The organism is Streptomyces sp. NPDC006365, assembly GCF_042870755.1.
GTDB lineage: Bacteria > Actinomycetota > Actinomycetes > Streptomycetales > Streptomycetaceae > Streptomyces > Streptomyces xiangluensis.
In genome coordinates, this window is sequence record NZ_JBIAHS010000013.1 from 33,383 (window position 1) to 54,568 (window position 21,186).

Annotated in this window: 20 protein-coding genes and 1 pseudogene; 13 read left to right on the forward strand and 8 right to left on the reverse strand. The window is 69.2% G+C overall.

The annotated features are described in order from the left end of the window. Together ACFYO0_RS30080 and ACFYO0_RS30085 are read left to right on the forward strand one after the other, a co-directional pair. The gene (locus ACFYO0_RS30080) at positions 1-1,128 is read left to right on the forward strand and encodes a ferrochelatase (protein WP_388682337.1); all 1,128 of its coding nucleotides are present in this window, start codon (positions 1-3) and stop codon (positions 1,126-1,128) included. Between the two features lie 8 nt (positions 1,129-1,136). Then, the gene (locus ACFYO0_RS30085; protein WP_388682339.1) at positions 1,137-1,949 is read left to right on the forward strand and encodes an inositol monophosphatase family protein; all 813 of its coding nucleotides are present in this window, start codon (positions 1,137-1,139) and stop codon (positions 1,947-1,949) included. 329 nt (positions 1,950-2,278) lie between these two features. On the opposite strand, the gene ACFYO0_RS30090 is transcribed toward ACFYO0_RS30085, so the two are convergent. The 4 genes from ACFYO0_RS30090 to ACFYO0_RS30105 form a co-directional block, all read right to left on the reverse strand. After that, on the reverse strand, positions 2,279-3,175 hold the full coding sequence (locus ACFYO0_RS30090) for a hypothetical protein (RefSeq protein WP_388682341.1): 897 nt from the start codon (positions 3,173-3,175) through the stop codon (positions 2,279-2,281). A gap of 13 nt (positions 3,176-3,188) precedes the next feature. Beyond that, positions 3,189-3,485 (reverse strand): DUF4193 domain-containing protein, encoded by a 297-nt coding sequence (locus tag ACFYO0_RS30095; protein ID WP_005481602.1) that lies wholly within the window; start codon positions 3,483-3,485, stop codon positions 3,189-3,191. 391 nt (positions 3,486-3,876) lie between these two features. Continuing rightward, positions 3,877-5,121 carry a sensor histidine kinase gene (locus tag ACFYO0_RS30100; RefSeq protein WP_388682693.1) on the reverse strand — a complete coding sequence of 415 codons (1,245 nt, stop codon included), beginning with the start codon at positions 5,119-5,121 and terminating at the stop codon, positions 3,877-3,879. Between the two features lie 6 nt (positions 5,122-5,127). Beyond that, a complete protein-coding gene (locus ACFYO0_RS30105) occupies positions 5,128-5,781 on the reverse strand; it encodes a response regulator transcription factor (RefSeq protein WP_388682343.1) in 654 nt (217 codons plus the stop codon). A gap of 402 nt (positions 5,782-6,183) precedes the next feature. Here ACFYO0_RS30105 and ACFYO0_RS30110 point away from each other — a divergent pair, with 402 nt between their 5' ends. Continuing rightward, a complete protein-coding gene (locus tag ACFYO0_RS30110; RefSeq protein ID WP_344386815.1) occupies positions 6,184-6,357 on the forward strand; it encodes a hypothetical protein in 174 nt (57 codons plus the stop codon). Positions 6,358-6,514: 157 nt separating this feature from the next. Here ACFYO0_RS30110 and ACFYO0_RS30115 read toward each other — a convergent pair whose 3' ends face one another. Next, positions 6,515-6,970, reverse strand: a complete 456-nt coding sequence (locus ACFYO0_RS30115) for a DUF3093 domain-containing protein (protein ID WP_388682345.1) — start codon at positions 6,968-6,970, stop codon at positions 6,515-6,517. 23 nt (positions 6,971-6,993) lie between these two features. Then, positions 6,994-7,719 (reverse strand): hypothetical protein, encoded by a 726-nt coding sequence (locus ACFYO0_RS30120; protein WP_388682346.1) that lies wholly within the window; start codon positions 7,717-7,719, stop codon positions 6,994-6,996. Between the two features lie 398 nt (positions 7,720-8,117). Here ACFYO0_RS30120 and ACFYO0_RS30125 point away from each other — a divergent pair, with 398 nt between their 5' ends. From ACFYO0_RS30125 to ACFYO0_RS30160, 8 genes and pseudogenes are all read left to right on the forward strand, one after another. Then, positions 8,118-8,702 carry a PaaI family thioesterase gene (locus ACFYO0_RS30125; protein WP_388682347.1) on the forward strand — a complete coding sequence of 195 codons (585 nt, stop codon included), beginning with the start codon at positions 8,118-8,120 and terminating at the stop codon, positions 8,700-8,702. Positions 8,703-8,710: 8 nt separating this feature from the next. Beyond that, entirely contained in the window at positions 8,711-9,226 is a 516-nt protein-coding gene (gene dut, locus ACFYO0_RS30130) for a dUTP diphosphatase (protein ID WP_344386860.1), read from the forward strand. Position 9,227: 1 nt separating this feature from the next. Continuing rightward, a complete protein-coding gene (locus tag ACFYO0_RS30135; RefSeq protein ID WP_386355772.1) occupies positions 9,228-9,998 on the forward strand; it encodes a DUF3710 domain-containing protein in 771 nt (256 codons plus the stop codon). A 238-nt stretch (positions 9,999-10,236) separates the two neighbouring features. Next, positions 10,237-10,938 (forward strand): ABC transporter ATP-binding protein, encoded by a 702-nt coding sequence (locus ACFYO0_RS30140; protein WP_388682348.1) that lies wholly within the window; start codon positions 10,237-10,239, stop codon positions 10,936-10,938. A 136-nt stretch (positions 10,939-11,074) separates the two neighbouring features. Next, positions 11,075-13,622, forward strand: a pseudogene (locus ACFYO0_RS30145) (ATP-binding protein). Next, on the forward strand, positions 13,619-14,302 hold the full coding sequence (locus ACFYO0_RS30150; RefSeq protein WP_388682350.1) for a response regulator: 684 nt from the start codon (positions 13,619-13,621) through the stop codon (positions 14,300-14,302). Before ACFYO0_RS30145 ends, ACFYO0_RS30150 begins: the two are co-directional and overlap by 4 nt. A 58-nt stretch (positions 14,303-14,360) precedes the next feature. Next, the gene (locus ACFYO0_RS30155; protein ID WP_388682352.1) at positions 14,361-14,759 is read left to right on the forward strand and encodes an OB-fold nucleic acid binding domain-containing protein; all 399 of its coding nucleotides are present in this window, start codon (positions 14,361-14,363) and stop codon (positions 14,757-14,759) included. Positions 14,760-14,762: 3 nt separating this feature from the next. Then, positions 14,763-15,578 (forward strand): DUF3159 domain-containing protein, encoded by an 816-nt coding sequence (locus tag ACFYO0_RS30160; protein ID WP_388682354.1) that lies wholly within the window; start codon positions 14,763-14,765, stop codon positions 15,576-15,578. Positions 15,579-15,642: 64 nt separating this feature from the next. Here the strand turns inward: ACFYO0_RS30160 and ACFYO0_RS30165 are convergent, their stop codons facing one another. After that, a complete protein-coding gene (locus tag ACFYO0_RS30165) occupies positions 15,643-16,320 on the reverse strand; it encodes a potassium channel family protein (RefSeq protein ID WP_388682356.1) in 678 nt (225 codons plus the stop codon). Continuing rightward, entirely contained in the window at positions 16,320-16,991 is a 672-nt protein-coding gene (locus tag ACFYO0_RS30170) for an NAD-binding protein (RefSeq protein ID WP_388682358.1), read from the reverse strand. Before ACFYO0_RS30170 ends, ACFYO0_RS30165 begins: the two co-directional genes overlap by 1 nt. Before the next feature lie 410 nt (positions 16,992-17,401). Here ACFYO0_RS30170 and ACFYO0_RS30175 point away from each other — a divergent pair, with 410 nt between their 5' ends. After that, entirely contained in the window at positions 17,402-19,453 is a 2,052-nt protein-coding gene (locus tag ACFYO0_RS30175) for an APC family permease (RefSeq protein WP_388682360.1), read from the forward strand. Between the two features lie 92 nt (positions 19,454-19,545). Further along, positions 19,546-20,886 carry a class I SAM-dependent RNA methyltransferase gene (locus tag ACFYO0_RS30180; RefSeq protein WP_388682362.1) on the forward strand — a complete coding sequence of 447 codons (1,341 nt, stop codon included), beginning with the start codon at positions 19,546-19,548 and terminating at the stop codon, positions 20,884-20,886. Positions 20,887-21,186: the final 300 nt, after the last annotated feature.

Genomic DNA, 21,186 nt, shown 5'->3' on the forward strand with positions numbered 1-21,186 from the left:
ATGCCCGACGCGCTCGATGCCCATCCGTACGACGCCCTCCTCCTGCTCTCGTTCGGCGGCCCCGAAGGCCCCGACGACGTGGTCCCGTTCCTGGAGAACGTGACGCGGGGCCGCGGCATCCCCAAGGAACGCCTCAAGGAAGTGGGGCGGCACTACTTCCTGTTCGGCGGAGTCAGCCCCATCAACGACCAGAACCGCGCCCTGCTGGACGCCCTCCACAAGGACTTCGCCCACCACGGCCTGGACCTGCCGGTCTACTGGGGCAACCGCAACTGGGCGCCGTATCTGACGGACACCCTGCGCGAGATGGTCGCCGACGGCCGCCGACGCATCCTGGTCCTCGCCACCAGCGCGTACGCCTCGTACTCGGGCTGCCGCCAGTACCGCGAGAACCTCGCCGAATCGCTCGCGACGCTTCAGGCCGAGGGACTGGAGCTGCCGAGGGTGGACAAGCTGCGGCACTACTTCAACCACCCGGGCTTCCTCCAGCCCATGATCGACGGCGTCCTGAAGTCCCTCGCCGACCTCCCCGAGGACGTCCGCGCGGGCGCGCACCTGGCCTTCACGACCCACTCGATCCCGAACGCCTCCGCGGACACCTCCGGTCCCGTCGAGGACCACGGCGACGGCGGTGCGTACGTGAAGCAGCACCTGGACGCCGCGCGGCTGATCGCCGACGCGGTGCGCGAGGAGACCGGGACCGACCACCCCTGGCAGCTCGTCTACCAGTCCCGCTCCGGTGCCCCACACATCCCCTGGCTGGAGCCGGACATCTGCGATCACCTGGAGGAGCTGCACGGCGCCGGTGTTCCGGCCGTCGTGATGGCGCCCATCGGGTTCGTCTCGGACCACATGGAGGTCATGTACGACCTCGACACGGAAGCGAAGGCCAAGGCCGAGGAGCTGGGCCTGCCGGTGCGCCGCTCGGCCACCGTGGGCGCCGACCCGCGGTTCGCCGCCGCGATCCGTGAGCTCGTCGTGGAGAGGGCCGCCACCGAGAGCGGGCGCGAGGTGAAGCCCTGTGCCCTTGGTGATCTGGGGCCGAGCCATGATGTCTGCCCTGTGGGCTGCTGCCCCGCCCGCGCCCCGAAGCCCGCCGCCGCGGGCGCCGACAGCCCGTACGCCTGAGGAGCACCGTGACCGATACCGCGAGCGACCCGCTCAAGGCCGAACTCCTGCAGATCGCGCTCGACGCGGCGCACCACGCGGGCGCCTTCCTGCGCGACGGCCGCCCCGACGATCTCGGCGTGGCCGCGACCAAGTCCAGCGCCGCTGATGTCGTCACCGAGATGGACATCGCCTCCGAGAAGCTGATCACCGGCCTGCTCGCCGACCTCAGGCCGGACGACGGCGTGCTCGGTGAGGAGGGCGCAAGCGTCGAGGGCAGCAGCGGGATCCAGTGGGTCATCGACCCCATCGACGGAACGGTCAACTACCTGTACGGGCTGCCCAGTTGGGCCGTCTCGATCGCGGCCCGCAAGGACGGCGAGACGGTCGTCGGCGTGGTGCACGCCCCGATGCGCGGCGAGACCTACCGGGCCGTCCTGGGCGAGGGCGCGTATGTGAACGACCGCCCCGCGCGCGTGCGGCCGGCCCCCGCCTTCGGGCTGGCCCTCGTCGGCACCGGCTTCGGCTATCTCGCCGAGCGCCGGTCCCGGCAGGCCGAGGTGGTCCGGCAGCTCATTCCGGAGGTGAGGGACATCCGCCGCGGCGGCTCGGCCGCGATCGACCTGTGCGATGTGGCGATGGGCCGCCTGGACGCGTACTACGAGCGCGGGCTGAACCCCTGGGACTACGCGGCCGGTGACCTGATAGCCCGGGAGGCGGGCGCCCTCACCGGCGGCCGCCCCGGAGAGCCCCTCTCACCCGACCTGACCATCGCGGCCCCACCCGGCCTGTTCGAGCCGCTCCAGAGGCGCCTGGAGGAATTGGGCGCGTGGCACGACTGACATCGCGTAGGCGCTGCGGGGCGACTGGCACGGCTAAAGCGAGGGATGCGGTTCGAAGGGCACTTTCGCCGAAGGCACGAAGATCTACTACTGGTGTTCCGTGCGCAACGACTACGGAAACAGGTGGATCTACGGTCGCGTCGCTGGCACCCAAACCAAGGGCTGGATCTACGCTCCGAACGTCTATCCAGTCAGCGACGTGAACCCCTGCTACTGACACGGCAGCCATCTCTGGCGCTCTAGGTCAGCACCTTTCGCAGCATCGGGAGGCTTCTGGCCATCGCAGCTCTTCCCAGGGCGGTGGCTAGAAGCCTTCGCACGTAATGAGCTCAGTACCCGAGTTCCTTGTGGTTGTTGCCCATGTCCAAGGGATCGGCGGGCTTCTCCAGTGGCGGCAGTGCGGGCAGGGCGTCCCAGGGGACCTGCGTCTTGCGGAGGTCCGTGCGGACGCGGTCCGCGAGTCTTCTGGTCTCGCGGCGGTTCATCGCCGCGCCAACGGCGGCGCCCACCAGGAACGGCATCAGGTTCGGCAGATTCCTGATCGTCCGCTTCATGATCCGCTGGCGCAGCTCGCGCCTCAACTGGATCCCGAGAGCGGCGTTGACCGTCGACGGCTTGGCCACGTCGATGCCGCGCTCCTCCGACCACGAGTTCAGATACGTGGTCGTACGTTCCTTCAGATTGCCCGGCGGTCGCTGACCGTAGACCTCGTACAGCTCGGCGATCAGCTTCAGCTCGATGGCGGCCACGCCGGTGATCTCGGCGGCCAGTTCCGCGGGCATCGCCGGTGGTACGGGCATCATCGCGGCGGCGCCGACCCCCGCGCCCACCGTCGCCGTCGCGTTGCACGCGCCCGCGACCAGCTTGTCCGCGAGCTGCTCGGGACCCAGGCCGGGGAACTGCCGCTGGAGCGTCGCGAGGTCCCGTACGGGGATCCGCGGGGCGCTCTCGATGATCCGGTCCGTGAGGTAAGCCAGGAACGCCCTGGCCCTGCCGCCGCCCCAGCGGACGCCGTCCCTCACCCCGTGCCCGACGGCGACCGCCCGCCGCTTGGCGACAGGCGCCTTCTTGTCCGACACCTCCAGGGCACCGGAGGCACCTGTCACGTCCGCTGCTTCGAGCGAGGCCTCACGGCCCCGCTCGTCGTCACGTACACCGTCCGAAGACGGACCGGCCGCTCCCTGGTCATGAGAACGGCGCTTCCAGGGCGGGGTCGAGCCAACCACGGCCGACCCTGTCTCAGTCGCAGTCGCGGCAGATCGGCTGGCCGTTCTTCTCGCGGGCCAGCTGGCTGCGGTGGTGGACCAGGAAGCAGCTCATGCAGGTGAACTCGTCCTGCTGCTTCGGCAGCACCCGTACGGCCAGCTCTTCGTTCGAGAGGTCCGCACCGGGCAGTTCCAGGCCCTCGGCGGCCTCGAACTCGTCGACGTCGACCGCCGAGGTCGACTTGTCGTTCCGACGGGCCTTCAGTTCCTCAAGGCTGTCGGAGTCGACGTCGTCATCGGTCTTGCGTGGGGTGTCGTAATCCGTAGCCATGTCGCTCTCCCCCTCTGGGTGTCTGTGGTGTCTCAGCGCACGTAACGCGTGAGAGGCCGGACTTGTGCCCGACCTGAGGCGGAGATTTTGCCTCACATCAAGGTCTGTTACTCAATCGACACCCAACCGAACTCAGCAGTAGTGATCGGCTTGGATGGCGAACGGGACCGTACACGGTCCTCACGCCGCACTACAAAGGCGTCTCACCAGTACTTCCCGTCATGAAGACCATCGAAAACCCGGACTTTCCCGGCTTTCCGCCAGCCTCCTTGATCACGGAGAGTAGATGGCCAAAAATTCGCCTGTGTGATCGATCACACATGAACCTCCTGGGCTGCTGCCCAGAAAATTCCGCGCAAAGCGAACAACGCCGTGTGTCGGCGACATGTTCTCAGATGGGCAGGGTGACTCGCATCACCAGCCCACCCCCTTCACGCGGCTCGGCGCTGATGTGGCCGCCGTGGGCACGGGCCACGGACCTGGCGATCGACAGGCCGAGCCCCACACCTTTGTCGCTGCCGGTCCGCTCGGTCCGCAGCCGCCGGAACGGCTCGAAGAGGTTGTCGATCTCGTACGCGGGCACCACGGGCCCCGTGTTCGACACCACGAAGATCGCCTGGCCGTGCTGCGCCTGTGTCGTCACCTCGACCCAGCCGTCCTTCGGCACGTTGTACCGGACGGCGTTCTGGACGAGGTTCAGCGCGATCCGCTCCAGGAGTACGCCGTTGCCCTGGACGACCACGGGGGCCTGCTCCCCGCGGATCGCCACGCCGTTCGCATCTGCCTCGGCGCGCACCTGGTCGATGGCCTGCGAGGCGACCTCGGCGAGATCGACCGCCTTGCGCTCGATGATCTGGTTGTCGCTGCGGGCCAGCAGCAACAGCCCTTCGACGAGCTGTTCGCTGCGCTCATTGGTGGCGAGCAGCGTCTTGCCGAGCTGTTGCAGCTCCACGGGAGCCCCCGGATCGGAAAGATGCACCTCCAGGAGCGTGCGGTTGATCGCCAGGGGCGTACGCAGCTCGTGCGAGGCGTTCCCGACGAAGCGCTGCTGGGCCGTGAACGCCCGTTGCAGTCGCTCCAGCATGTCGTCGAAGGTGTCCGCCAGCTCCTTCAGCTCGTCGTCCGGACCGTCCAACTCGATACGGCGCGAGAGGTCCGAGCCGGCCACCGCACGCGCGGTGCGGGTCATCCTGCCGAGCGGCGCCAGGACACGGCCGGCCATCGCGTAGCCGAAGGCGAAAGCGATCACCGCGAGACCCAGCAGGGCCAGGAGGGAGCGACTGAGCAGGTCGTCCAGGGCGACCCGGCGCTGGTGATCGATGCAGGTGGCGATTGCCGCGTTGAACTCGTCGAGCGTCTGGTCGGAGTTGACCGCGGGGCAGTTCTCGCTCGTGACTTTTATGTCGGTGCCGCCCGTGATCTTGAAGAGCGGATCACTGCCCGTGTTCAGCGCCTGTGCCGCCAGCAGATAGATGATCGACAACAGCAGGATGCCGGCGATCAGAAACATCCCGCCGTACAGCAGCGTCAGCCTTATCCGGATGGTCGGGCGCAGCCAGGGGAACGGGGGCTCCGGCCTCCGCGGGTCCCAGGAGGGCTTCGGAGGCGCCGTCGGTAGCGCATTTCTCGTGGCCACCACTGATCAGATCCGGTAACCGGAGCCGGGAACGGTCACGATGACCGGCGGCTCGCCGAGCTTGCGGCGCAAGGTCATCACCGTGACGCGCACCACATTGGTGAACGGGTCGGTGTTCTCGTCCCAGGCCTTCTCCAGGAGCTGCTCGGCGGAGACGACGGCGCCCTCGCTGCGCAGCAGCACCTCCAGGACGGCGAACTCCTTGGGAGCGAGCTGGACCTCCTTGCCGTCGCGGAAGACCTCGCGGCGGTTGGGGTCCAGCTTTATCCCGGCACGCTCCAGGACGGGCGGCAGCGGCACGCTCGTACGCCGACCGAGGGCACGCACGCGTGCCGTCAGTTCGCTGAACGCGAAGGGCTTGGGGAGATAGTCGTCGGCGCCGATCTCCAGGCCCTCGACACGGTCGCTGACGTCACCGGAGGCCGTGAGCATCAGCACGCGTGTGGGCACGCCGAGCTCGACGATCTTGCGGCAGACGTCGTCGCCGTGCACCAGTGGGAGGTCACGGTCGAGGACGACCACGTCGTAGTCGTTGACGCCGATGCGTTCCAGGGCGGCCGCACCGTCGTACACGACGTCGACGGCCATGGCCTCCCGGCGCAGTCCGGTGGCCACCGCATCGGCGAGCAGCTGCTCGTCCTCGACGACGAGTACGCGCACGTCGCTTGTCCTTCCTCTGTCCACCCGCGTAGCGCACTTCGGCGCACACCGGTGGGGTCTGTCGGGGGTGAGACCTCCATCCTGCCCTTTTCGGCCATAAGTCGGCTGTAAGACGGGTGAGAGGAGGGTGAGAGGCCCGGGAATGCGAGATTTTCTCTTCCGGTTGAGGTTTCCGCGGAAGGGAGTACGGGGAGGACGGCTTTACACCCCGCGATCACGCTCTGCATGTGCCACACCACCATGTGGTACACCACCGGCCGCTTCCGCAGAGCGGACGTGGGTGTCCGGCACCGTCGCCGCCCAGCACGGGCAGCGCTGGGCATCCACAGGAGACGTGATCGCCCCTTCCGAACGGCACACCCCCGTGCCACCGACCCACGACCCAGGACGAGGGGGCGCAGCATGGACGCATTCACCGCAGGACTTCTGCAGCGCATAAAGGCGACCGAGTCCGACCTGACGCGGGCACGCGAGACCGGCGACGACTTCCTCGCGGAGGTCGAGGAGGCCGAGCTCGACGACCTCCGCCGCCTCGCCGCCGAGCACGGTGTGGAGGTCAGCGCGTCACGCGTCTGATCAGCTCGTACGAGAGCGGGGCCCCGGCAGATCCAGACCGGGGCCCCGCTTCGTTGTTGTACATGTTGTCAGCCGCTCTGGACGTTCTCGGCGGCGTCCCGAAAGCCGGAAAGTCGAGCCGGGGCGGCAGCTCGTCAAAAGGGCCCCGCTGAAAGACCTATGCCGCCCGCGCCGCGTCCAGCGCCGCCGCCAGGCGCTCCGGCTCCCGCGTGGACAAGTACAGATACGGCGTCGGGTCCGACGGGTCCGTGACCTCCACCCGCAGGGCCTTGGGGATGTATGCGCGCAGCAGCAGGAAGGCGCGCGGGTCCGCCTTGTACGTGCGCCACGCGCGCGCCTCCTCGGCGTCGAGCACATGGGCCTCGCCCAGGGCCGACACCGGAATCTTCGCGTCGCCCGCGATCAGCGAGTCGCCCACCACCCGGATACGGACCGAGCCGTACGAACTCGCCACGACCGCCGCGACCGCCGTGCCGCCGGCCAGGCCGCCCAGCAGGGGCAGCACGCCGAACGGCAGCAGGATCAGCGCCATCGAGACGCCGACCAGAAAGCAGACGAGCCACCAGGTGCGGGGCGCGGTCAGACGTTCTTCGTAGGAGGCGGAGAGCTGCATGAAGCCAAGCGTCGCAGATGAGCTTAGGTATTCCTGGGCGGGGCTGGGTTTTGGGCCCGGCTCCGGTCCTGGGAAAAGGATCTCGGCTGTCCCGGCGGCCGTGCCCGTGATGTGACGGGGGTGGCGTGGGTGTGCAGGTGGAAGCCTGCGCCGAGTCTGGCCCCACGGGGCTGGTGCCGGGTGGGGGTGCTCATCGTGTGCGGTGCCTGCCGCCGTCCACGCCGCTGGCTGCGGTGGGTGGGTGACTGGGGCATCCGCCCCGCCGGACGCTTTCCACACCGCAACGCCGCCCACTGGGTTTCGGTACGCCGCAGGGGATCGGCATCCGGGCCAACAGGCCAGGTGGCCAGGACCGCGTCGGTGATCTCGCTGCGCCACCAGGCCGACCGCAGCGCCCGTCCGGCCTGCTCCTCGGCCACCCTGCGTACCCGGTCCGGCAGGTACAGCCCGTCCGGCACACTCGCACCCCATCCCAGCGTGCGCAGGGCCATCCACGCGTTCGACGGCAGCCGGGCACCGGAGCAGTCCCTCCCGGAGGCGAGCCGCGCGAGGTCGGGCCGGTTCCAGTGCGGCGAGGTGACCTGGGTGCACAGCTCCTCGACCAGGGACGTCAGCCAGCCCACCCGCCCGGCCAGTACTTGAGTGCCCAGCACCTCGCCGGTGACCGTGTCCAGGCCCCGGAACGCGGAAACCGAGGCACACGCGACGCGCTCCGTCTGCCCCTCACCCAGCTGGATCTTCCGCCGCACCGTCCACCTCCCCGCCCTGGTGTCCCCCACTCCCGCCTGGTGTTCCGCGGCGGGAATGCAGGACCTCCACCCGTACCTGATCCCGCTCCAGCAAGGCGATGATCCACGCGGTACCGAAATGGGCCAGCCGATCCCTCGTGAGTCGCCCGCACCCACCTGGCGCGCTGCCACCGACAGACGAAGGAGTTCTCCAGCCAGGAGGTTAGGGAAGCCCAACGCGAGCTATTCACAGATCTGTTCGTCTGTCGCTCAATCATGTGAAAGTAGCGCGTACCTGCCCAGCCACTGGCAGATCGTGATGCACAGCCAAACCCAGGAAACACAGGCAAAGCCAACGACTGCAATCAACCCTGCCACGGTGCCTACGGGCTGCTGACGCGGAGGTAAGGTCTGCGCCTGTGAGTGGTACCTCTTCGACCCTGCGCCCCCCGCCCGACGCCGTGGCACCGGTGCGGCACCCGGACGCGCCCGCCCCCGGCGAACTGCTAGGCGCGCACTACGAGCACTGCTTCGGCTGTGGCGGCGGACAGGCGCACGGGCTGCACCTCGCGGCCCGTGCGGGCGAAGGCGTCAGGATCACCGCCGAGTTCACCGTCCAGACCGCCCACCAGGGCGCGCCCGGTCTCGCCCACGGCGGCGTTCTCGCGAGCGCTCTCGACGAAACGCTCGGCTCGCTGAACTGGCTGCTGCGGACGATCGCGGTGACCGGTCGCCTGGAGACCGACTTCGTACGGCCCGTCCCCGTGGACACCGTGCTGCATCTGGAAGCCGAGGTCACGGCGGTGGCCGGACGGAAGATCTACTCCACGGCCACCGGCCGGATAGGCGGACCCGAAGGTCCGGTCGCGGTCCGCGCGGACGCCTTGTTCATCGAGGTCAAGGTCGACCACTTCGTCGACAACGGCCGCCAGGAGGAGATCCAGGCGGCCATGAACGACCCGGATCAGGTCCGGCGAGCTCGCGCCTTCGAGGTGAACCCGTGACCCGATCCGTGCCCCCGAGCCCCGTTGATGTGCTGATCAAGCGCGTCGATCCGGACGTACCACTTCCGGAATACGCGCACCCCGGCGACGCCGGCGCGGATCTGCGGACGACCGAAAGCCGTGAGCTCGCGCCCGGCGAGCGGGCCGTGCTGCCCACCGGAGTGTCCATCGCACTCCCCGAGGGGTACGCGGCCTTCGTGCACCCGCGATCCGGGCTCGCCGCCCGCTGCGGAGTCGCTCTCGTGAATGCCCCAGGGACCGTGGATGCCGGGTACCGTGGGGAGATCAAGGTGATCGTGGTGAATCTCGACCCGCGCGAGTCCGTGCGGTTCGAGCGCTTCGACCGGATTGCCCAACTGGTCGTCCAGCAGGTCGAGAAGGTGCGCTTCCAGGAGGTGGCGGAGCTTCCCGACTCGACACGGGCCGCAGGGGGCTTCGGGTCCACCGGCGGCCATGCCGCGGTGGACGGCACAACGGGTGGGAATCGATACGCTTCGGTCGTATCCGACCGGGAAGGACAGTGACGTGTTCGGACGTCGCAAGAAGGGCAGTGCCGCCGAGGACGCGGCGAGCGAGGCCGAGCAGGTCGACGGCGTAGTTGAGGAAGTCGACACTGAGACGGACGACGCAGAGCAGGAGCGCGTACGGCTCGAACCCAAGCCGCGCCCCGACGGTCCCTGGGACAGTTCGGAGGTCCGCGATCCGGCCGAGGGCCGGGTCGATCTGGGCGGCCTCTTCGTGCCCGGGGTCGACGGCATGGAACTGCGCGTGGAGGTCGCGGGCGACGCCATCGTCGCGGCCACCGTGGTGCTGAAGGACAGCGCCGTCCAGCTGCAGGCCTTCGCCGCCCCCAAGCGCGAGGGCATCTGGGGCGAGGTTCGTGAGGAGATCGCCACCGGCATCACCCAGCAGGGCGGTGTCATCGACGAGGTCGAGGGCCCGCTGGGCTGGGAGCTGCGCGCCCAGGTACCGGTGCAGCTGCCGGACGGGACCGGCGGTTTCCAGGTCGTACGGTTCGTCGGCGTGGACGGTCCCCGCTGGTTCCTGCGCGGAGTGATCTCCGGGCAGGGCGCGGTGCAGCCGCAGGCCGCCGGGCTGCTCGAGCAGATCTTCCGGGACACGGTGGTCGTCCGCGGCGAGGGCCCGATGGCCCCGCGCGACCCGATCGTGCTGAAGCTGCCGGAGGACGCACAAATGGTCGCCGAGGGTGTCCAGCAGGAGGAGCAGGCGGGTTCCCGCTTCTCGGGAGGCATGGGGCAGCTGCAGCGCGGGCCGGAGATCACCGAGGTCCGGTAGACGCGTCCGGTAGCTACGGATGCACGACCAGTAGCTACGGATGCACGACCAGTAGACACGGATGCACGACCAGTAGACACGGATGCACGACCATGGGCCGCACCTTCGCCGGGTGCGGCCCATGGTCGTACGCGGGTTTCCGGTCTGTCGGCGCGGCTGACGCGCAGGCCGTGCCACACCATTGCCGGGACGGGTACCCGGTGACCATACTGGCGCCCGGCCGACGGGGGAGGAACGGATGAGCGGCAGCGGTGCGATCGCCACCGACACCATGGTGCGCGTCGAGAACGTCCACCGGTCGTACGGGACCGGAGCCACCGCCGTACACGCCCTGCGCGGGGTCTCCTTCGATGTGCCGCGCGGCGAACTCGTCGCCCTCAAGGGCCGTTCGGGGTCCGGCAAGACGACGTTGCTGAACCTCGTCGGCGGGCTCGACGAGCCGGACGAGGGCCGGATCACCGTGGACGGTCTCGAGCTGTCCGGGCTCGGTGAGGAGGGGCTGCTCCGGCTGCGCCGGGACCGTATCGGCTTCGTCTTCCAGTCCTTCGGCCTCATCCCGATCCTGACGGCCGCCGAGAACGTGGGCGTCCCGTTGCGGCTGCGCCGGGCCCATCCGCGCGAGCGCGAGGAGCGCGTAGAGCTGCTGCTCGCCCTGGTAGGCCTGGCCGATCACGGGGCGCAGCGCCCCGGCGAGCTCTCCGGCGGTCAGCAGCAGCGGGTGGCCATCGCACGCGCTCTCGCCAACCAGCCCTCTCTCCTCATCGCCGACGAACCCACCGGCCAGCTGGACGCGGAGACCGGCCTCGCCGTGATGGAGCTGCTGCGCGCGGTCGTCCGCAGCGAGCAGGTCACCGCGCTCGTCGCCACGCATGACGCCGCGCTGCTCGACCTGGCGGACCAGGTGCTGGAGCTGAGCGACGGCGAGATCGTCGAGCACTGAACTGGTGCTGAGGAGCGGGCCGCATCAGGGTTACGTCAAAGACGTCTCCGGGCCCGCCTTCCGCTGCTTGGGAGCCGACGATTGGCCGTAAGGTCGACGCAGCGTGTGCGGCTGTTACGGGAAGACAATGGAACCCATGGGACGCGGCAGGCTTCGGATCTATCTCGGTGCGGCGCCGGGCGTCGGCAAGACGTACGCGATGCTGTCCGAGGCGCACCGTCGCGTCGAGCGGGGCACGGACTGCGTGGTGGCCTTCGTCGAGCATCACGCCCGGCCGCGGACCGAGGTGATGCTGCACGGCCTGGAGGAGATCCCGCGTCGGCAGCTGGAGGACCGGGGCTCGTTCTTCACCGAGATGGACGTGGACGCGGTGCTGGCACGCAGCCCACAGGTGGCGCTCGTCGACGAGCTGGCCCACACGAACGTCCCGGGCTCCCGCAACGGCAAGCGGTGGCAGGACGTCGAGGAACTCCTCGCTGCCGGCATCGATGTCGTTGCGACGGTCAATATCCAGCATCTGGAGTCGCTGGGTGACGTGGTCGAGTCGATAACGGGCGTACGGCAGAAGGAGACCGTCCCCGACGAGGTGGTGCGCCGGGCCGATCAGATGGAGCTGGTCGACATGTCGCCCCAGGCGCTGCGGCGGCGGATGGCGCACGGCAACATCTACAAGCCGGACAAGGTCGACGCGGCCCTGTCGAACTACTTCCGCCCCGGCAACCTGACCGCCCTGCGCGAACTGGCCCTGCTCTGGGTCGCCGACCGCGTCGACGAGTACCTCCAGCAGTACCGGGGCGAGCACGGCATCCGCTCCACCTGGCAGGCCCGTGAACGCATCGTGGTGGGGCTGACGGGTGGTCCGGAGGGCCGGACGCTGGTCCGCCGGGCCGCCCGGCTCGCGGAGAAGGGCGCCGGCGGCGAGGTGCTCGCGGTCTACATCGCGCGCAGCGACGGTCTGACGTCCGCCTCGCCGAAGGAACTTGCAGTCCAGCGCACCCTGGTGGAGGACCTGGGCGGTACCTTCCATCACGTCATCGGGGACGAGATTCCCTCGGCGCTGCTGGAGTTCGCGCGGGGCGTCAACGCCACGCAGATCGTGCTCGGCGTCTCCCGCCGCAAGGGCTGGCAGTACGTCTTCGGGCCCGGCGTCGGCGCCACGGTCGCCCGCGAGTCGGGCCCCGACCTGGACGTACACCTGATCACGCACGACGAGGTCGGCAAGGGGCGCGGTCTGCCCGTTGCCCGGGGTGCGCGGCTCGGGCGGTCCCGGATCATCGGAGGCTGGCTGACCGGGGTCGGCGGCCCGGCGCTGCTGACGGTGCTGCTCACCCACACCGACGCGGGCCTCGGCTTCACCAACGACATGCTGCTGTTCCTGACGCTGACGGTGGCCGCGGCGCTACTCGGCGGGCTGCTGCCGTCGCTGGCCTCAGCAGCCTTCGGCTCCCTGCTGCTGAACTGGTACTTCACGCCGCCCTTCCACCGGCTGACGATCGCCGACCCGAAGAACATCCTCGCCCTGGCGATCTTCGTGGGCGTCGCCGTGTCGGTGGCATCGGTGGTGGACCTGGCGGCCCGGCGTACGCATCAGGCAGCCCGGCTGCGCGCCGAATCGGAGATCCTCTCCTTCCTGGCGGGCAGCGTGCTGCGCGGCGAGACCAGTGTCGACGCCCTGCTGGAGCGGGTCCGCGAGACCTTCGCCATGGAGTCGGTGGCCCTGCTGGAACGTACGAGCGACGTCGATCCGTGGACCTGCGCGGCCAGTGTCGGCCCGCAGCCGCCGATCCGGCCGGAGGACGCGGACGTCGACATGCCGGTCGGCGGCCATGGCGCTGGCCTTGTCCGGCCGGGTGCTGCCCGCCGAGGACCGCCGGGTGCTGGCCGCCTTCGCCGCCCAGGCCGCCGTCGTACTGGACCGCCAGCGCCTCCAGCAGGAGGCCGAGCATGCCCGCACGCTGGCAGAGGGCGACCGCATCCGTACGGCGCTGCTGGCCGCCGTAAGCCATGATCTGCGCACCCCGTTGGCCGCGATCAAGGCCGCCGTGTCGTCCCTGCGGTCCGATGACGTGGCCTGGTCCCAGGAGGACGAGGCCGAGCTCCTGGAGGGGATCGAGGCGGGCGCCGACCGACTTGATCACCTGGTGGGCAATCTCCTGGACATGTCCCGGCTGCAGACCGGCACCGTCACCCCGCTGATCCGCGAGATCGACCTCGACGAGGTCGTCCCGATGGCGCTGGGCGGCGTACCCGAGGACAGCGTGGACCTCGACATCCCGGAGACCCTGCCCATGGTCGCCGTCGACCCGGGGCTGCTGGAGCGCTCGGTCGCCAACATCGTTGAGAACGCGGTGAAGTACAGCCCTGACGGGGAGCGGGTGCTGGTGGCCGCCAGCACGCTCGGAGACCGGGTCGAGGTGCGGGTGGTGGACCGCGGGCCCGGCGTCCCGGACGAGGCCAAGGAGCGTATCTTCGCGCCCTTCCAGCGCTACGGTGACGCCCCGCGCGGCGCCGGCGTGGGCCTCGGGCTCGCGGTCGCCCGAGGCTTCGCCGAGGCCATGGGCGGCACCCTCGACACCGAGGACACTCCCGGAGGCGGACTCACGATGGTGCTCACCGTCCGGGCGGGCCCGTCCTGTGCCGTACGCCCCGCAGAACTCGCACAACCGGAAAGGCAGGCTTCATGACCCGCGTCCTCGTGGTCGACGACGAGCCGCAGATCACCCGAGCCCTCGTGATCAACCTCAAGGCACGCAAGTACGAGGTGGACGCGGCTCCCGACGGCGCCACCGCGCTCCGGCTCGCGGCCGCCCGCCACCCCGACGTGATCGTGCTCGACCTGGGCCTGCCGGACATGGACGGCGTCGAGGTGATCAAGGGACTGCGCGGCTGGACGCGCGTACCGATCCTGGTGCTGTCGGCCCGGCACTCCTCGGACGAGAAGGTCGAGGCCCTCGACGCGGGCGCCGACGACTACGTCACCAAGCCCTTCGGCATGGACGAGCTGCTGGCCCGGCTGCGGGCCGCCGTCCGCCGCGCGGAGCCCAACGGGGGCGGCGAGGACGAAGTGATCGTGGAGACGGAGGACTTCACGGTCGACCTGTCCGCCAAGAAGGTCAACCGGGCAGGCCGCGACGTGCGCCTCACCCCGACCGAGTGGCACCTCCTGGAGGTGCTGGTGCGCAACGCGGGCCGCCTGGTCAGCCAGAAGCAGCTGCTCCAGGAGGTCTGGGGTCCCTCGTACGGGACCGAGACCAACTACCTGCGCGTCTACATGGCCCAGTTGCGGCGCAAGCTGGAGGGGGATCCTTCGCATCCTCAGCACTTCATCACGGAGCCGGGGATGGGGTATCGATTCGAGCGTTAGTGCTATGGGTAAACCTAGGGGGTACGAAGCTGTCAGAGGCCCCCGGTACGCTTCAGGCATGAGCGCTGTTCCTCGTTCCGAAAGGCCGCCGGGCCGTTTCCGGCGGATGATCGACCGGCTCTCCTCGTCGCAGGAGGACCTGGAGTCGGAGGAACTGCGCGAGGACACCGAGACCACCGGGTGTACGCGTATCGGTGACGCGGATGACCGACAGATAGTGACCGTTACTGGTACCTTGCGCACGGTCACGCTGCGCCCGAGGGCCGGTGTCCCGGCTCTGGAGGCCGAACTGTTCGACGGTTCGGGCGCCCTGGACGTGGTGTGGCTCGGCAGGCGCTCCATCGTGGGGATCGAACCGGGGCGCAAGCTGATCGCATCGGGCCGGATCTCGATGAGCCGGGGCCGCCGGGTGCTGTTCAATCCGAAGTACGAACTCAGACCCCTCGGACGGGAGTAGCCGGTGACGTCGCTCGACAAGCCGACCGAAGACGACGCCCACGACTCGCGGGCGGTGACGGAGGCCGCGCTCTTCGAGGCGTTCGGCGGTCTGCGGGGCATGATCGAGACGGTCCTGCCCGGCCTCCTCTTCGTCACGATCTACACGGTCAACAAGGACCTGCACTCCGCGGCCATCGCGGCGCTCGGCGTCTCCGTGCTGCTCGTCGTCGTGCGCCTGGTCATGAAGGACACCGTCAAGCACGCCTTCAGCGGTGTCTTCGGGGTGGCCTTCGGCGTGGTCTTCGCGATGATGACCGGCAACGCCAAGGACTTCTATCTGCCGGGCATGCTCTACACGCTTGGCCTGGGCCTCGCGTACATCATCACGACCCTCGCGGGCGTTCCGCTGATCGGGCTGATCCTCGGCCCGGTCTTCAAGGAGAACCTCTCCTGGCGGACGCGTAACCCGGGCCGCAAGAAGGCGTACGCGAAGGCGAGTTACGCGTGGGGGGCGATTCTGCTCGCCAAGTGCGCGATCCTCTTTCCGCTGTACTGGTGGGCGGACACCACCCAGCTGGGGTGGGTCCTGGTCGCGTTGAAGATTCCGCCGTTCCTGTTGGCAGTGTGGCTGACCTGGGTGTTCCTGGCGAAGGCGCCCGCGCCGATCGACGTCTTCGCCGAGATGGAGGCGGAGGAGAAGGCCGAGGAGGAGCGCCGGCGTACGGCCGAGCGTTTCGGCGACGCGATGGACCCCTTGGCCGACGAGACCCTGCAACGCCTCACGGACGGCCCGACGGACTCAGTCGAATCGGGCGGCCCGAAGCACCGCAAGCGCTGACGCTCGGATACGAGGATGGGGCTCCCGGAGATCTCCGGGAGCCCCATCCTCGTATCCGAGCGTTCTAGCCGACCGCATCCTCCCGCCGAACCGACAGCAGGTCCTCCAGCTGCTCCTCCCTGGCCTGGGCCGCTACGAACAGCAACTCGTCGCCTGCTTCCAGGGAGTCCTCCCGGGTCGGGGTGAGGACTCGGGTGCCGCGGATGATGGTGACCAACGACGTGTCCTCGGGCCATTCCACGTCGCCGACCCGGATGCCTGCGAGGGCCGACTCCGGGGGGAGTGTCAGCTCGACGAGGTTGGCGTCGCCGTGGCTGAAGCGGAGGAGGCGGACCAGGTCGCCCACGCTCACAGCCTCCTCGACCAGGGCCGACATCAGGCGGGGGGTCGAGACGGCCACGTCCACGCCCCAGGACTCGTTGAACAGCCACTCGTTCTTGGGGTTGTTGACGCGGGCGACGACGCGCGGAACGCCGTACTCCGTCTTCGCCAGCAGCGAGACGACGAGGTTGACCTTGTCGTCGCCCGTGGCGGCGATGACGACGTTGCAGCGCTGAAGCGCCGCCTCGTCCAGCGAAGTGATTTCGCAGGCGTCGGCCAGCAGCCACTCCGCCTGCGGCACGCGCTCGACCGAGATCGCGGTCGGCGCCTTGTCGATCAGCAGGATCTCGTGCCCGTTCTCCAGCAGCTCGCCCGCGATCGAGCGGCCCACCGCACCGGCACCGGCAATGGCGACCCTCATCAGTGACCGCCCTCCTCGTCAGGGCCCTTGGCGAACGCCGCCTCGACCTTGTCCACGTCGTCCGTACGCATCATCACGTGCACCAGATCGCCCTCCTGCAGCACCGTCTGCGAGCTCGGCAGGATCGCCTCTCCAAGCCGGGTGAGGAAAGCGACGCGTACGCCGGTCTCGTCCTGGAGCCGGCTGATCCGCCGGCCCACCCACACCGTCGACGCGTGCACCTCGGCGAGCTGCACACCGCCGGTGGGATCGCGCCACAGCGGCTCGGCGCCCGACGGGAGCAGCCGGCGCAGCATCTGGTCGGCGGTCCAGCGGACGGTGGCCACGGTCGGGATGCCCAGGCGCTGGTAGACCTCGGCGCGGCGGGGGTCGTAGATGCGCGCCGCGACGTTCTCGATGCCGAACATCTCGCGGGCCACCCGGGCGGCGATGATGTTCGAGTTGTCCCCACTGGAGACGGCGGCGAATGCGCCCGCCTCCTCGATGCCCGCCTCGCGCAGGGTGTCCTGGTCGAAGCCGACTCCGGTGACACGACGGCCGCCGAACCCGGAGCCCAGTCGTCGGAAGGCGGTGGGGTCCTGGTCGACCACGGCGACCGTGTGCCCCTGTTGCTCCAGGGTCTGGGCGAGAGCGGAACCCACTCTCCCGCAGCCCATGATGACGATGTGCACGACCGTCCTTCCGCTGTCAATCGTTACTGCTCATGGAGTTACTGCTCAGGCTGAAAAGGCCTCGAACAGGGTCTCAGACCGATGCCCAAGCTACACACGCGCGGTCCGCGGTGGGCACCCCTGTGCACGCTCGCCCACGGCCTTGCCGCGATCAGCGGCGGCTGATGCTGCGGACGCTGACGAGGGTGAGGACACCGAGCCCGAGGAGTGCGGCGGCGGCGCCGATGAGTTCCGCGGTCGCTTGCGTCATGAGGTCTCCAGGAGGGGTGGGATGCGGGGTTTTGTCATATAGACATGGGGACGCCGTCGGTGCCGGAACCCGCAGCATCACCCGTCGCTTAATTCACTCGTAGAGCAGATGTCGGGTGGCGGGTGGGCGCCCCATACCCCGACGGCTTACGATCCTCAGCGTGTCCAAACTGACCGACGTGCCCAAACGGATCCTCATCGGGCGCGCACTGCGCAGTGACCGGCTGGGGGAAACGCTCCTTCCGAAGCGCATCGCCCTCCCCGTGTTCGCCTCGGACCCGCTCTCCTCCGTGGCGTACGCGCCGGGCGAGGTGCTGCTGGTCCTGTCCATCGCGGGCGTGTCGGCCTACCACTTCAGCCCCTGGATCGCGGTCGCGGTCGTCGTGCTGATGTTCACGGTGGTGGCCTCATACCGGCAGAACGTGCACGCGTACCCGAGCGGCGGCGGCGACTACGAGGTGGCCAACACCAACCTCGGCCCCAAAGCCGGTCTCACCGTCGCCAGCGCGCTGCTCGTCGACTACGTGCTCACCGTCGCCGTGTCGATCTCCTCCGGCATCGAGAACCTGGGCTCCGCGATCCCCTTCGTGGTCGAGCACAAGGTGGCGTGCGCGATCGCCGTCATCGTGCTGCTCACGCTGATGAACCTGCGCGGGGTCAAGGAGTCCGGGAGGCTCTTCGCGATTCCGACGTACGTCTTTGTGACGGGCGTCTTCGCCCTGATCGCCTGGGGCGCGTTCCGCGGTCTGTTCCTCGGCGACACCATGAGGGCGCCGACCGCCGGCTTCGAGATCAAGGCCGAGAACCAGGGGCTCGCGGGCTTTGCGCTGGTCTTCCTGATGCTGCGCGCCTTCTCCTCCGGCTGTGCCGCGCTCACCGGCGTCGAGGCGATCAGCAACGGCGTCCCGGCCTTCCGCAAGCCCAAGTCCAAGAACGCGGGGAACACGCTCGCGATGATGGGCCTGCTGGCCGTCACCATGTTCTGCGGCATCATCGGCCTGGCCATGGCGACGAACGTCCGCATGGCCGAGAACCCGGCGCACGACCTGCTGGAGAACGGCGTCGCGGTCGGCGCCGACTACGTCCAGAACCCGGTGATCTCGCAGGTTGCCGAGGCCGTCTTCGGTGAGGGCAGCTTCATGTTCGTGGTGCTCGCCGCGGCCACCGCGCTGGTTCTCTTCCTCGCGGCCAACACCGCGTACAACGGCTTCCCGCTGCTGGGCTCGATCCTCGCCCAGGACCGCTATCTGCCCCGTCAGCTGCACACCCGCGGCGACCGCCTCGCCTTCTCGAACGGCATCGTGCTGCTCGCGGGCGCCGCCGGGCTCCTGGTGTGGGTCTACGGCGCCGACTCGACCCGGCTGATCCAGCTCTACATCGTCGGCGTCTTCGTCTCCTTCACGCTCAGCCAGACCGGCATGGTCCGGCACTGGAACCGCCACCTGGCCACCGAGCGGAACCAGGCCGTGCGCCGCCGCATGTACCGCTCCCGGGCGATCAATACGTTCGGTGCTTTCTTCACCGGCCTTGTGCTGGTCGTCGTGCTCGTCACCAAGTTCACGCACGGCGCCTGGGTCGCGCTGCTCGGCATGGTGATCTTCTACGCGATCATGTCCGCGATCCGTAAGCACTACGACCGCGTCGCCGAGGAGATCGCCGCGCCGGAAGGGCCGAGCGATGATGTCGTACGCCCCTCGCGCGTCCACTCCGTGGTCCTGATCTCGAAGATCCACCGCCCGACGCTGCGCGCCCTCGCCTACGCCAAGCTGATGCGCTCGCACACTCTGGAGGCGCTCAGCGTCAATGTCGACCCGGCCGAGACGAAGGCACTGAGGGAGGAGTGGGAGCGACGCGGCATCGACGTACCGCTGAAGGTTCTCGACTCCCCGTACCGCGAGATCACGCGGCCGGTCATCGAGTACGTGAAGAACCTGCGCAAGGAGTCCCCGCGCGACGCGGTCAGCGTGATCATCCCCGAGTACGTGGTCGGCCACTGGTACGAGCAACTGCTGCACAACCAGAGCGCCCTCAGGCTCAAGGGGCGGCTGCTGTTCACACCCGGGGTGATGGTGACCTCCGTGCCGTACCAGCTGGAGTCCTCCGAAGTGGCCAAGCGGCGGGCACGGAAGCAGCAGGAGTGGAACGCGCCGGGTTCCGTGCGGCGTGGTCCCGCGGAGGAGCGGCCCAAGGAGCCCAGCACTCCGAGGGGCTGACGGACTCGTGTCGAACGGCTGGGCGGTGTCCACGTAGACTGGTGGGCTGTTGTCCGGCCGTTCCCCCTTTTCGCATCTGGAGTCACCCCGCCATGCAGGCAGAACCGAAGAAAACGCCGGCGGGGTCGCTCGTGGGGCAGGAGTACGAGGTCGAGATCGGGCCCGTCGCCCACGGGGGGCACTGCATCGCTCGTACGTCCGAGGGACAGGTGCTGTTCGTCCGGCATGCGCTGCCCGGTGAGCGGGTCGTCGCGCGCGTGACGGAGGGCGAGGAGGATTCGCGCTTCCTGCGCGCGGACGCCGTGACCGTCCTGGAAGCGTCCAAGGACCGAGTCGAGGCGCCCTGCCCGTACGCGGGCCCCGGCCGCTGCGGCGGCTGCGACTGGCAGCACGCCAAGCCGGGCGCGCAGCGCCGCATGAAGGGCGAGGTGATCGCCGAGCAGCTGAAGCGGCTCGCGGGCCTGACGCCCGAGGAGGCCGGCTGGGACGGCACGGTGATGCCGGCCGAGGGCGACAAGGTGCCCGCCGGTGAGGTGCCCGCCTGGCGTACGCGCGTGCAGTACGCCGTGGACGACTCCGGGCATGCCGGTCTGCGACGGCACCGTTCGCACGAGGTCGAGCCGATCGAGCACTGCATGATCGCCGCGCCGGGCGTCAGCGAGCTGGGCATCGAGCAGCGCGACTGGTCCGGAATGGAGTCGATCGAGGCGATCGCGGCGACGGGCTCCCAGGACCGGCAGGTGATCCTGACGCCAAGGCCCGGCGCCCGCCTGCCGATCGTGGAGCTGGACCGGCCGGTGTCGGTGATGCGCGTGGAGGAGAAGGACGGCGGGGTCCACCGGGTCCACGGCCGCCCGTTCGTGCGCGAGCGTGCGGACGACCGCACGTACCGAGTCGGCAGCGGCGGCTTCTGGCAGGTCCACCCGAAGTCCGCGGACGCGCTGGTCAAGGCGGTCATGCAGGGCCTGCTGCCGCGCAAGGGCGAGACGGCGCTCGACCTGTACTGCGGCGTCGGCCTCTTCGCGGGCGCCCTGGCCGACCGCCTGGGCGACCAGGGCGCAGTGCTCGGCATCGAGTCCGGCAAGCGCGCGGTGGAAGACGCCCGGCACAACCTCGCCGCCTTCGACCGCGTCCGCATCGAACACGGCAAGGTCGAGGCGGTGCTGCCGCGCACCGGCATCACCGAGGCCGACCTGATCGTCCTGGACCCACCGCGGGCGGGCGCCGGCAAGAAGACGGTCCGGCTTCTGACGGACCTGGGGGCGCGTCGCATCGCGTATGTGGCGTGCGATCCGGCTGCGCTGGCGCGGGACTTGGGGTACTTCCGGGAGGGGGGTTATCGGGTGCGGATGCTTCGGGCGTTTGATTTGTTCCCGATGACGCATCATGTGGAGTGCGTGGCGATCCTCGAACCGGCTTCAAAGGCGCTCTGACCTGCTGTTTTCTTGGACTGCTCAGGTGCGTCGAGGTGTGCCCGACCTGTTTCCCTCAGTCCATCGCGTGGAGTGCGTCGCAGGCTCGTGTCACATGCCTCACCTGCTGCTTCGAACAGCGGGGTGCGGGCGATGAACGCTCTGCCGCGGCTTCGTGAGGGGGCGGTGGGGGACGTGTCTTGACGCTCGTTCGACGCTGCTTCTGATGGGGCGTCACGAGGCTCGTGCGCCTGAAACAGCAGCGAGGTTAATGATCAAACTCGGACTGTACGCGGGCTCAGGAGTTGGACGCCAGGCGCG

Excerpts from the sequence above, each read along its gene's own strand:
- ACFYO0_RS30080 (WP_388682337.1), top strand. The coding sequence starts at position 1 with ATGCCCGACGCGCTCGATGCCCATCCGTACGACGCCCTCCTCCTGCTC.
- ACFYO0_RS30095 (WP_005481602.1), bottom strand. The coding sequence starts at position 3,485 with ATGGCTACGGATTACGACACCCCACGCAAGACCGATGACGACGTCGAC.
- ACFYO0_RS30110 (WP_344386815.1), top strand. The coding sequence starts at position 6,184 with ATGGACGCATTCACCGCAGGACTTCTGCAGCGCATAAAGGCGACCGAG.
- ACFYO0_RS30115 (WP_388682345.1), bottom strand. The coding sequence starts at position 6,970 with ATGCAGCTCTCCGCCTCCTACGAAGAACGTCTGACCGCGCCCCGCACC.
- ACFYO0_RS30140 (WP_388682348.1), top strand. The coding sequence starts at position 10,237 with ATGAGCGGCAGCGGTGCGATCGCCACCGACACCATGGTGCGCGTCGAG.
- ACFYO0_RS30150 (WP_388682350.1), top strand. The coding sequence starts at position 13,619 with ATGACCCGCGTCCTCGTGGTCGACGACGAGCCGCAGATCACCCGAGCC.
- ACFYO0_RS30155 (WP_388682352.1), top strand. The coding sequence starts at position 14,361 with ATGAGCGCTGTTCCTCGTTCCGAAAGGCCGCCGGGCCGTTTCCGGCGG.
- ACFYO0_RS30165 (WP_388682356.1), bottom strand. The coding sequence starts at position 16,320 with ATGAGGGTCGCCATTGCCGGTGCCGGTGCGGTGGGCCGCTCGATCGCG.
- ACFYO0_RS30180 (WP_388682362.1), top strand. The coding sequence starts at position 19,546 with ATGCAGGCAGAACCGAAGAAAACGCCGGCGGGGTCGCTCGTGGGGCAG.